Source organism: Streptomyces sp. NPDC045778, from assembly GCF_056431945.1.
On the sequence record NZ_JBWKJZ010000012.1, the window covers coordinates 169,001 to 180,357 of the forward strand.

The following is an 11,357-nucleotide window of genomic DNA, read 5'->3' on the forward strand; positions in this document are numbered from 1 at the left end:
ACGCGTTCCAGTCCGGCGCTCCCATGTATAGCCCAGCGCCCGGCAGTTGGGAAGGCTCCCGGCACCGCCTCCTGACGCAGCGTCAGCTACGGCGGCGGGCGCCGGCACCCATGACATTTGTCCTGGCCAGGACCGTACGAAGGGGTCTGCGCGGCCCCCGCCCCCGTTCCGTACTGTCGACGTCACACACGGAACGGACCGGGGACCGACGGGGAGCACGACATGTCCTGGATGCGCGGCGTCACCTGCCGACTGCACGAGGTGCGCGCGGCACGTGGCGCGTGGCACGCCGAGTGGCCGCGGCAGAAGGCCGCCTGGCGGGAGCGGCGGCGCGACCGCCGGGAGTGCGACGAGGAGCCCCCGGGCCCGCCCAACGGCTTCGCACTGCTCCCGTGGCTGCTCATGGGCCTGGGCGCGTTCTCCCACCTGCTCCAGGGCCGGACCCCGAACCCGTGGATCGCGGGGGTGGGCCTGCTGGTCTTCAACTCGCTCTACATCTCGATCGCCTTCCGGGCCTTCGACAAGGCCAAGCGGGAGTCGCGCGGCACGCGGGGCGCGCTCCTGGCGATGGGCGCGCTGACCGTCGCGCTCGCCGCGGGGTACGGCGGGAACTGGCTGATGTTCTTCCCGCTGTTCGGCCTCGCCGTCGGCGCGGTGGTCCGGGGCCGCCGCCTCGGCCCCACCGGCCTGGCCCTGGCCGCCCTCGCGGGCGCGGTCGCCGGGCTCAGGGAGGGCTGGGACGGCGTCAACATCGCGTACGGCACGTTCCTGTCGACGATGGTGACGGCGGCGATCCTGTCCCTCTCCGAAGCGGTACGGGACCTGCGGGCGGCCCGCGAGGAACTGGCGCGGCGCGCGGTGGCGGAGGAGCGGCTGCGCTTCTCCCGGGACCTGCACGACCTGCTCGGCCACACCCTGTCCGTGATCGTGGTGAAGTCGGAGGCCGCGCGCCGCCTCGCGCCGCGCGACGTGGACGCCGCGCTCGGCCAGGTCGCGGACATCGAGTCCGTCGGCAGGCAGGCGCTCACGGAGATCCGCGAGGCCGTCACCGGCTACCGCGAGGCCTCGCTCACCTCGGAGCTGGACCGGGTGCGCGACCTGCTGGACGCGGCGGGCGTGGAGACGGTCGTACGCCAGTCGGGGCCGCCGCTCGACCCGCGGTCGTCGGCGCTGCTCGGCTGGGTGGTGCGCGAGGCGGCCACCAACGTCGTCCGGCACGCCCGGGCGAGCCGCTGCGAGATCGAGGTCACCGGCACCGCGGACCGCACCCGCCTGGCCGTCACCGACGACGGCCGCGGCACGGGGGCGACCCCGCCCGGCAGCGGCCTCAAGGGCCTGGCCGAACGCCTCGCCGCGGCGGGCGGCTCCCTGGAGTCGGGCCCGGGGCCACGCTCCGGCTTCCGCATCACGGCCGTACTGCCGGCCGAGGGCGGGGAGCGCGCGGCGGCGGGGGCCGCCCCGGCGTGAGGCTCCATGTGCCGGACTGTGCCGGAATGCGCCGCAGCTCTTGACGGAGTTCAGTCAACCCGTAAGGTCCAGTCCAATGGCTTGGCCAGGCGCCAGGCCGGTTCGCCCCCCACTTCGGACTGGGACCCCGGGGCTCGCCCGAAGCCCCGGACGGGGGGGAGGCCGGCCGGACCCGAAAGGCCCCCGGGGGTCCGGCCGGCCGGGCACCGCCACGCCTGTCGCGATGACGGCCGCTCGGGCACTGGGCGAACCACTCACCCCGGCCCCGTCCGCGCGCTCCGCCGAGGACACGTAGGCGGGGCTTCTCCATGCTCTGAACTGGAGCCCTGGCCGTAGCCTGACGCCATGGACGAGATGCCCCGGGACCACCGGCCCACGCGATGTACCAGAGTCCTCCTCGCCGAGGACCAGGGCATGATGCGCGGCGCGCTCGCGCTGTTGCTGGGGATGGAGCCGGACATCGAGGTCGTCGCGCAGGTCGGGGCGGGGGACGAGATCGTGCGGACCGCGCTGACCGCGCGGCCCGACGTGGCGCTGCTCGACATCGAGCTGCCGGGGCGCAGCGGGCTCGACGCGGCGGCGGAGCTGCGGGAGGAGTGCCCGGACTGCCGGGTGCTCATCCTCACCACGTTCGGGCGGCCGGGGTATCTGCGCCGGGCCATGGAGGCGGGCGCGGCGGGCTTCCTGGTCAAGGACGGGCCCGTGGAGGATCTCGCGGAGGCGATCCGGCAGGTGCTGCGCGGCGAGACCGTCATCGACCCGGCCCTGGCGGCGGCAGCCCTGAGCGCGGGCCCGAACCCGCTCACGCCGCGCGAGGCGGACGCGCTGCGGGCCTCGGTGGACGGGGCGACGATCGCCGACATCGCGGCGGCCCTTCACCTGTCGGAGTCGACCGTACGGAACTACCTGTCGGCCGCCATCGGCAAGACGGGCACGCGCAACCGCATGGAGGCCGCGCGGGAGGCCCGCCACCAGGGGTGGCTGTAGCCGCGGGTCAGTCGCGGGCCGCGCGCGGCACCCAGACGAGGACGACGAGCGCGGCCAGGGCGAGGAACACCGCGCCCCAGAGGAACGCGAGCGCGTAGCCGTCCGCGACCGCCGCGGCGCCGGGGCGCCCCGCCGTGCGGGCCGTGGCGACCGTGGAGAGGATCGCGAGCCCCAGCGAACCGCCCATGGTGCGCGAGGTGTTGATGAGCCCGGCGACGAGCCCCGCGTCCCCCGGCTCGGCCCCGCTGGTGGCAAGGGACGCCAGCGGGGTGCCCGCGAGCCCGGCGCCGAGCATCATGAGGATGCCCGGCAGCATGATCGAGGTGACGTACTCCCCGTGCGCGCCGTCCCCGGCGAGCATCCGCCACTGCCAGGTGAATCCGGCGGCCGCGGTCAGGACGCCGATGACGGTGACCGACCGCGCCCCCATGACCCGCATCAGCCGGGGCGCGACCTTGGAGCCCACGACGACGCTGACGGAGCTGGGGATGAGCGCGAGCCCGGCCTCAAGGGGCGTGTAGCCGAGGACGTTCTGCGCGTACAGGGTCATGAAGAACCACATCGCGAACAGGCCCATGCCGCAGACGAACATGGTCGCGTTGGCCGCCGAGACGGACCGCACCCGGAACAGCTTCAGGGGCATGAGCGGCGCCTTGGAGCGCGCCTCGACGCCGAGGAACGCGGCGATCAGGGCGAGCCCGGCCGCGAGCGGCACGAGGGTCGCGGCGGAGGACCAGCCCTCCACCTCGGTCTGCACGATGCCGTAGGCGAGCGTGGCGATGCCCGCGGTGACGAGGACGGCCCCGGGCACGTCGAGGCGCCGGGCGCCGCCCGCCCGGCTCTCGCTGATCCAGCGCAGCGCGGCGGCGAACACGAGGACGCCGACGGGCACGTTCACGAGCAGCACCCACCGCCAGGAGAGCCCGTCGGTCAGGACGCCGCCGACGAGCCCGCCCGCGGCGCCGCCCCCGGCCCCCACGGCCGACCAGGTGGCGATGGCCCGCACCCGCGCGGCCCCCTCCGGCACGGCGGAGGTGAGGATGGTCAGGGTGGAGGGCGCGAGGACGGCGGCGCCGAGGCCCTGCACCGCCCGCGCGGCGAGCAGCTGCCAGCCCTCCTGCGCGAGCCCCCCGCCGAGCGAGGCGAGCGTGAACAGGCCGAGCCCCACCAGGAACATCCGCTTGCGCCCGAACAGATCTCCCGCGCGCCCGCCGAGCAGCATGAACCCGGCGAAGGCGATGGAGTAGGCGTTGACGACCCACTGCAGGCCCGTGGCGCTGAGGCCCAGGTCGGCCCGCATGGACGGCAGGGCCACGTTGACGACGGACACGTCGAGGACGACGAGGAACTGACCGGCGCAGGCGGCGGCCACGACCAGCCACAGGGGCGCGGCGGCGCGCCGGGATATCGGGGTGTCGACGGGGGTCTCCAGCATGGGCTCCATGCTGACAGCCGACGCGTGCCCCGTACATCGGAAATTGGCGGGGCAGGCCCTGGGGCGCGGGACCTAGGCCGGAAGTCCCGGGCCCGCCGGCCGCCTCACTCCGGCTTCCGCAGCAGCGTCACCACCGCCGCGCCGCCGAGCCCGATGTTGTGCGCGAGGCCGACCCGCGCCCCGGGCACCTGCCGCTGGCCCGCCTTACCCCGCAACTGCCAGGTCAGCTCCGCGACTTGGGCGATGCCCGTCGCGCCGAGGGGGTGCCCCTTGGAAATCAGGCCGCCGGAGGGGTTCACCACCCAGCGCCCGCCGAACGTGGTCGCGCCGGACTCGACGAGCTTGCCGGACTCGCCCTCCGCGCACAGGCCGAGGCTTTCGTACGTGAGGAGTTCGTTGATGGAGAAGCAGTCGTGCAGCTCGATGACGTCGAGGTCGTCGGCGGTCAGGCCCGAGCGGGCGTAGACCCGGTCCGCGGCCGCGCGCGTCATCGGGCGGCCCACCACGTCGAGGCACGAGCCGGAGGCGAAGGACTCCTCGGTGTCCGTCGTCATGGCCTGGGCGAGGATCTCGACCGCCCGGTCCGCGAGCCCGTGCCGCTCCACGAAGCGCTCGGACGCGACGAGCGCCGCCGCCGCGCCGTCGGAGGTCGGCGAGCACTGGAGCCTGGTGAGCGGGGCGTGGATGACCTTGGCGGCGAGGACCTCGTCCACGGTGTGGACGGACCGGAACTGGGCGAGGGGGTTGTGCGCCGAGTGCCGGTGGTTCTTGGCGGCCACCGCCGCGAGCTGCGCCGGTGTCGTGCCGTACCGCTCCATGTGCTCGCGGGCCGCGTTGCCGAAGATCTGGGCGGTGGGCGGGGTGGCCGCGAAGCCGTGGCGTGCGGCCATGACCCCGTAGTGGCGGGCCACGGGGGACGCGGCGAAGTCACCGTCGCCGCTCCCGCCGAGGGAGCCGCGCTTCATCCGCTCGAAGCCGAGGGCCAGGACGCAGTCGCCCGCACCGCCCGCCACGAGCTGGCGGGCGAGCATCAGGGCGGTCGAGCCGGTCGCGCAGTTGTTGTTGACGTTGTAGACGGGCAGGCCGGTCAGGCCGAGTTCGTACACCGCGCGCTGGCCCGCCGTCGAGGCCTGGAAGCAATAGCCGACGACCGCCTGTTCCACTCCCGCGTACGGAATCCCGGCGTCCGCCAGGGCCCCGGTGCCCGCCTCCCGCGCCATGTCCCAGTACTGCCAGTCCCTGGTCTCGGGCTTCTCGAACTTCGTCATGCCGACGCCGACGACGTACGTCTTCATCCGTTCCTCCCTGGCGGTGCCCGGTGGGACGGCGGCAGAATAGAACACGTTCCAATTCGACGGAAGGCCGGTGCGCGGCCAGGGGGTAGCACCGGGCACGACGGGCAGATCGAGGGGCGGGCGGCGGGTGCGCGTACAGGCGCGGTCAATGGCGGGTCAAGAGTTCCTTTGGTACGACGCGCGCCGGAATAGTCGCCCCGGGAGACAGGTTCATCGTGCATGTAATCGCGGGCGCCCCGCCCGCCCCACTCATCACACACACCTCACACGCGACGCGCTCCACACCTCACCCGGCCGTCGCACCGCCCCACCGCCCCGTCACCCCTTCGCCCGGAGGCCCCAGCCCTATGTCGCACGCGACGGCCCACCCCCGCGCTGACCGCGCAGCCCGCGGTGTCGTCCCCGTACTCGCCTTCGCCGGCATCACCGTCGCCGTCATGCAGACGCTGCTCGTGCCGGTCATCAAGGACCTGCCGGCCCTGCTCCGCACGACGCCGTCCAACGCCACCTGGGTCATGACGTCGACGCTCCTCGCGGGCGCCGTCTCCACCCCGATCATGGGCAGACTCGGCGACCTCTTCGGCAAGCGCCGGATGCTGCTCACGAGCCTCGCGGTCATGGTCGTCGGCTCGCTGGTGTGCGCCCTCACCGACGACCTCGTCGTCATGATCGCCGGGCGTGCGCTGCAAGGCTTCGCGATGGGTGCCATCCCGCTCGGCATCGGCCTGATGCGCGACGAGCTGCCCCGCGAGAAGCTCGGCTCCGCCATGGCCCTGATGAGTTCCTCCATAGGCGTCGGCGGCGGCCTCGCCATGCCCGCCGCCGCCCTCGTGGCGCAGCACGCCGACTGGCACGCCCTGTTCTTCGGGGCCGCGGGCCTCGGCGCGCTCGCCATGCTGCTCATCGTCCTGTTCGTGCCGGAGAGCCCGCTGCGGGCCGAGGGCACCTTCGACGTCCTCGGCGCGCTCGGGCTCTCGGCGGGCCTCGTCCTCTTCCTGCTGCCCATCACCAAGGGCAGCGACTGGGGCTGGGGTTCGGGCCTGACCCTCGGCCTGTTCGCGGCCTCGGCCGTGGTGCTCGTCCTGTGGGGCGTGATGGAGCTGCGCGTCAAGGCGCCGCTGGTCGACCTGCGCACCACGGCCCGGCGCGAGGTGCTGCTCACCAACCTCGCCTCGATCATGGTCGGTGTCGCCTTCTACGCCATCTCGCTGGTGCTCCCCCAGCTCCTCCAGCTCCCCTCCGCCACCGGCTACGGCCTCGGCCAGTCGATGGTCGTCGCGGGCCTGTGCGTGGCGCCGCTCGGCCTCACGATGATGTTCACGGCGCCCCTCTACGCGCGCCTGTCGGCCGCGTACGGGCCGAAGGTCACCCTGATCCTCGGCATGCTCGTCATCGCGATCGGCTACGGCGCGGGCCTCGGCCTGATGAGCGCCGCCTGGCAGACCATCGTCATCTCGGTCGTGGTCGGCGCGGGCATCGGCCTGGCCTACTCCTCGCTGCCCGCGCTCATCATCGGCGCCGTCGACCCGTCCGAGACCGGCGCGGCCAACGGCCTCAACACCCTGATGCGGTCCATCGGCACCTCGGTGTCCAGCGCCGTCATCGGCATGGTGCTCGCCAACACCGCCGACCGCGTGGGTCCCGTCGAGGTGCCCACCATGGAGGGGTTCCGCGCCTCCTTCCTCATCGCCACGGGGGCCGTCGCGATCGGGCTCGTCCTCGCGCTGTTCCTGCCCGGCAGGCAGCGGCCCGCCGCGGCTCAGCACACGCAGCTGCGGGCCAGCAGCGAGGAGGACGCCGCGCTCGCCCGGGCCGCGGAGGCCCTCACCCGCGGGTTCCAGGGGCGGGTCCTCTCCCCCGGCGGCACGCCGGTGGCCCGCGCCCAGGTCACGTTGATCGACCCGCACGGCCGCCGGGCGGGCTCCGCGCTCACCGACGGCGAGGGGCGGTACGCCCTCGCCGCACCGGCCGACGGCGCCTACGTGCTCTCGGCCACCGCCGCCGGGCACGCGCCGCACGCCGTCACGGCCGTCCACGGGGGCGAGGGGCGGCCCGTCGAGGTCGACCTGGCCCTCCCCGGTGGCAGCGAGATCCTGGCCTGAGCCGCCCGCGCGAGCAGGTCACACCCCCGTCGCCCCGGCGCCGGGGGTGTGGTGCACCATGGCGCCCGTACGTACGCGGGTCCTCTCCCGCGCTGGTCCCGTCCGGAAGGAAGACGATGGCTGCCACTCAGGCCCAGACCCCCGCGCCGGAGGTCCTCGGCGCCTTCGAGGCGGCCAAGGGGTTCATGCCCGTCCGCGAGGGGCTCGCCCTGTACGCGGCCGCGCGCCGGGCGGCGGCCCTCGGGCTTCCCCTGCTCGAAGTCGGCACGTACTGCGGGCGCTCCACCATCCTGCTCGCGGACGCGGCCCGCGCGGCCGGTGTGAGTGTGATCACGGTCGACCACCACCGGGGCAGCGAGGAGCAGCAGCCCGGCTGGGACTACCACGACCCGCAGACCGTGGACCCGGAGGTGGGCCGCATGGACACGCTGCCCACCTTCCGGCGCACCCTGCACAAGGCGGGCCTTGAGGACCACGTGATCGCGGTCGTCGGCCGCTCCCCGCAGGTGGCGCGGCTCTGGCACGCCCCGCTCGGCCTGGTCTTCATCGACGGCGGGCACACCGACGAGCATGCGAGCGCGGACTACGAGGGGTGGGCGCCGCACGTGGCCGACGGCGGCCTGCTCGTCATCCACGACGTGTTCCCCGACCCGGTGGACGAATGGACGGGGCAGGCCCCGTACCGCGTCTACCTCCGGGCCCTGGAGTCCGGGATGTTCACAGAGGACGCAGAAAACCCCGTCACCGACTCCCTCCGCGTCCTGCGCCGAACCGGCGCGGCCCGCTCCGGCCACGGATAGGCTCCCTGTCGTGTCGTACGTAGGTCCGGACAGCCAGCCACCCCGCCCGCCCCGCCGTTTCCGCGGCGGCCGCGCACTCGCGGTCAGCCTCGCCGTGCTCGCGCCCGCCGCGCTCGCGGGCTACCTCGTCCACGACGCGACGAGCGGACCGGAGGACTCCGACTCGGCGAGAACGCTGCCTTCGGCCCTCCGCTCGGACCGGAACGCGCCGTCGAAGCCGACCGCGGACGACTCCTCGAAGTCCCCCGCCCCGGGCAGGTCGGAGAAGCCTGCGGACAAGCCGGACGACAAGCCCTCGGGGAAGGACCCCGAGGACTCCAAGGCCCCCAAGGACCCGAAGACCCCGAAGGTCCCGCCGGGGGGCCGCCCCGCGCCCTCGGGCCCCCTCAAGGGCAAGGTCGTGGTGATCGACCCGGGCCACAACCCGGGCAACTTCCGGCACAGCGCGGAGATCAACCGCCCGGTGAACATCGGCACCAACTCCAAGGAGTGCGACACCACCGGCACCTCCACCAACAGGGGTTACACGGAGGCCCGTTTCACCCTGGATCTCGCCCACCGCCTGCGGGACCAGCTGCACCGGCAGGGCGCCACGGTCCGGCTCACGCAGGACGGCGACCGCGCCTGGGGTCCGTGCGTCGACGAGCGCGCCCGCATCGGCAACGCGGCCCGCGCCGACGCCGTCGTCTCGCTGCACGCCGACGGCTCGGCCGTCGGCAACCGCGGCTTCCACGTGATCCTGCCCGCCAAGGTCCGCGGCGGCGCCGCCGACACCACCGCCATCGTCGGCCCCTCCCGCGACCTCGGCGAACGCATCGCGGGCAAGTTCCTGTCCGCCACCAAGAGCGCCCCCTCCAACTACGTCGGCGGCGGCACGGGCCTCGACGTCCGCAGCGACCTGGGCGGCCTCAACCTGTCCAAGGTCCCCAAGGTGTTCATCGAGTGCGGCAACATGCGCGACCCGAAGGACGAGGCGTTGCTCACGAACCCGGACTGGCGCCAGAAGGCGGCCCGCGGCATTTCCGACGGAATCGGGAGCTTCCTTACCGGCTGAGTACAGGCGGTCTTGAGGAGCCCGTCGCCGCCTCGTCACGGGACGGCAACCGGGAGATCTTCACTCAGTGACGATCTTTATCTGAAGCAGACACCCCGCCCGGGCGGAGGATAAGGTCCTCCGTACGATGAGGGGCCACCCCCGCGCTTCACGCCCGCGAGCGAACCGCGACCAGGCGACAGCGACGCCTCTACCGACGAGACGACTGACGAAGGACCTGAAGTGAATTTCCGCTCCCTCACTCGAGGCGACGGCGTGGTGATCGGAGCAGCGGTGTTGCTCTTCATCGCGTCGTTCCTCGACACCTTTGACGGTGACGAAGCTCCCAATGCCTGGGACAACGGCAACCTGCTGATGAGCGTCTACCTCGCCGGCATCATCGGCGCCGGGCTCATCGTCGTGGGCCGTGCGATGGGCGCACAGCGCAAGGTCGCCGGTCTGGACCTCGGGACCTTCGGCATCGGCCTCACCTTCGCCGCCGCCTGGAGCTCGCTCGGCGCGATCTTCGACACCGGCCAGTCCTACGACAAGGTCTTCGAGCTTCTCAACGCCAGGCTCGGCGGCACCAGCGGTGGCAGCGAGTCCCCCGACGCCGGCGTGGGCCTCATCCTCGGCCTGATCGGCGCGCTCGTCCTCGTCGCCGCCGCCGTCGCCACGAACATCGTCCCCGCCCTCAAGGCCCCCCTCATGGGCGCCCCGGGCCCGGTCGCCCCGCAGCCCTACGGTGGTCAGCCGCAGGGTGGCTACGGCTACCCGGGGGCCCAGTCGCAGCCGTACGGCGCGCAGCCGGGGCAGCCGCAGCAGCCGTCGTTCGGCGGGCAGCCGCAGGGTGGCGGCGCCACTCCGCCGCCGGCCGCCGCGCAGGCGCAGCCCGCGTCGGCGGACTTCTCGCCGTTCTGGTTCGCCGTGCCGGTGCCGCGTCCGCTGTACCCGGAGGACGGCTCGCCGACCCCGATCGCCGAACTGGCGCCGGGCACCTGGTACCTGGCCGTCGAGCAGCGCGGCCAGAGCCTGGTGGCGCAGACGCAGGACGGGCGTCGCGGTGTGCTCCAGGACACCACCGGGATCCAGCGCGGCTGACCCGGCTCCCGCAAGCCTTCAGCGGCCCCTCGCCCTTCCGGGCGGGGGGCCGTTGGCGTACAGTCCCGGCGGGACAGGCAACTGACGGTACGTCAGGACGTGTGCCGGGAGGAACCATGCGCCTTGGGCTCGCGCTCGGGTACTGGGGGCGCGGCCCCGAGCCCGGGCAGCTCGCGCTCGTCCAGGAGGCCGAGCGGCTCGGGTACGACTCGGTGTGGACGGCCGAGGCCTGGGGCTCGGACGCGTTCACGACGCTGACGTGGATCGCGGCGCACACCTCGCGGATCCGGCTCGGCACGGCGGTGGCGCAGATGGCCGCCCGCTCCCCCACCGCCACGGCGATGCACGCCCTGACCCTCGACCACCTCTCCGGCGGCCGGGTGCTCCTCGGGCTCGGGCTCTCGGGCCCGCAGGTGGTGGAGGGCTGGTACGGCAGGCCGTTCCCCGCCTCCCCGCTGACCGCGACGCGGGAGTACGTGGACGTCGTACGCCAGGTGCTGCGGCGCGAGGCCCCGGTGGCGCTCGACGGCCGCTTCCACCCGCTGCCCTACCCGGGGGGCGACGGGTCCGGGCTCGGCAAGCCGCTGAAGCCCATCACGCACCCGCTGCGCGCCGACCTGCCGGTGCTCCTCGGCGCCGAGGGCCCGAAGAACATCGCGCAGACGACCCGGATCGCGGACGGCTGGCTGCCCCTGTACTGGTCGCCGACGCGCACGGACGCGTACGAGGCCTCGCTCACCGGCCTGCGCGACGGTTTCATGGTGGCCCCTCTCGTCCGCGCGACGGTGTGCGACGACGTCCGCGCGGGCCTGCTGCCGGTGAAGGCCATGCTCGGCTTCTACATCGGCGGCATGGGGCACGCGAAGAGGAACTTCCACGCCGACCTGATGGCCCGGATGGGCTTCGCGGACGAGGCGCGGCGGGTGCGGGAGCTGTTCCTCGCCGGGCGGCGCGAGGAGGCCGTGCTCGCCGTGCCGGACGCCTTCGCCGACGAGATCTCCCTGGTGGGACCGCGCGAGCGGATCGCCGAGCGCCTGGAACTCTGGCGCAAGGGGCCCGTCACCGACTTCCTGGTCCTCGCCCGGGAGCCGAACACCCTGCGGGTGCTCGCCGAACTCTGCTCCTAGGCGCGGCGGT

Annotated in this window: 9 protein-coding genes; 7 read left to right on the top strand and 2 right to left on the bottom strand. The window is 73.8% G+C overall.

The features are described from left to right. Positions 1-222 precede the first annotated feature (222 nt). Together AC07GB_RS17895 and AC07GB_RS17900 are read left to right on the top strand one after the other, a co-directional pair. Complete coding sequence (locus tag AC07GB_RS17895) at positions 223-1,467, top strand: sensor histidine kinase (protein ID WP_478846378.1); 1,245 nt, start codon at positions 223-225, stop codon at positions 1,465-1,467. A gap of 345 nt (positions 1,468-1,812) precedes the next feature. Next, complete coding sequence (locus tag AC07GB_RS17900; protein WP_478846380.1) at positions 1,813-2,454, top strand: response regulator; 642 nt, start codon at positions 1,813-1,815, stop codon at positions 2,452-2,454. Between the two features lie 7 nt (positions 2,455-2,461). Here the strand turns inward: AC07GB_RS17900 and AC07GB_RS17905 are convergent, their stop codons facing one another. Next, positions 2,462-3,889 (bottom strand): MFS transporter, encoded by a 1,428-nt coding sequence (locus tag AC07GB_RS17905; RefSeq protein ID WP_478846381.1) that lies wholly within the window; start codon positions 3,887-3,889, stop codon positions 2,462-2,464. A gap of 104 nt (positions 3,890-3,993) precedes the next feature. Further along, positions 3,994-5,283, bottom strand: a complete 1,290-nt coding sequence (locus AC07GB_RS17910; protein ID WP_478846383.1) for a lipid-transfer protein — start codon at positions 5,281-5,283, stop codon at positions 3,994-3,996. A 248-nt stretch (positions 5,284-5,531) separates the two neighbouring features. Here AC07GB_RS17910 and AC07GB_RS17915 point away from each other — a divergent pair, with 248 nt between their 5' ends. The 5 genes from AC07GB_RS17915 to AC07GB_RS17935 all read left to right on the top strand — a co-directional run bounded on the left by AC07GB_RS17915 (position 5,532) and on the right by AC07GB_RS17935 (position 11,347). Beyond that, the gene (locus AC07GB_RS17915) at positions 5,532-7,286 is read left to right on the top strand and encodes an MFS transporter (RefSeq protein ID WP_478846385.1); all 1,755 of its coding nucleotides are present in this window, start codon (positions 5,532-5,534) and stop codon (positions 7,284-7,286) included. A 116-nt stretch (positions 7,287-7,402) separates the two neighbouring features. Beyond that, positions 7,403-8,086 (top strand): class I SAM-dependent methyltransferase, encoded by a 684-nt coding sequence (locus AC07GB_RS17920; protein WP_478846387.1) that lies wholly within the window; start codon positions 7,403-7,405, stop codon positions 8,084-8,086. Positions 8,087-8,096: 10 nt separating this feature from the next. Continuing rightward, entirely contained in the window at positions 8,097-9,140 is a 1,044-nt protein-coding gene (locus AC07GB_RS17925) for an N-acetylmuramoyl-L-alanine amidase (protein ID WP_478846389.1), read from the top strand. A 222-nt stretch (positions 9,141-9,362) separates the two neighbouring features. Next, positions 9,363-10,220 (top strand): hypothetical protein, encoded by an 858-nt coding sequence (locus AC07GB_RS17930; RefSeq protein WP_478846390.1) that lies wholly within the window; start codon positions 9,363-9,365, stop codon positions 10,218-10,220. A 116-nt stretch (positions 10,221-10,336) separates the two neighbouring features. Further along, a complete protein-coding gene (locus AC07GB_RS17935; protein WP_478846391.1) occupies positions 10,337-11,347 on the top strand; it encodes an LLM class F420-dependent oxidoreductase in 1,011 nt (336 codons plus the stop codon). Positions 11,348-11,357: the final 10 nt, after the last annotated feature.

Coding starts and splice junctions, on each gene's coding strand:
- AC07GB_RS17895 (WP_478846378.1), top strand. CDS start 223: ATGTCCTGGATGCGCGGCGTCACCTGCCGACTGCACGAGGTGCGCGCG.
- AC07GB_RS17900 (WP_478846380.1), top strand. CDS start 1,813: ATGGACGAGATGCCCCGGGACCACCGGCCCACGCGATGTACCAGAGTC.
- AC07GB_RS17920 (WP_478846387.1), top strand. CDS start 7,403: ATGGCTGCCACTCAGGCCCAGACCCCCGCGCCGGAGGTCCTCGGCGCC.
- AC07GB_RS17915 (WP_478846385.1), top strand. CDS start 5,532: ATGTCGCACGCGACGGCCCACCCCCGCGCTGACCGCGCAGCCCGCGGT.
- AC07GB_RS17935 (WP_478846391.1), top strand. CDS start 10,337: ATGCGCCTTGGGCTCGCGCTCGGGTACTGGGGGCGCGGCCCCGAGCCC.
- AC07GB_RS17905 (WP_478846381.1), bottom strand. CDS start 3,889: ATGCTGGAGACCCCCGTCGACACCCCGATATCCCGGCGCGCCGCCGCG.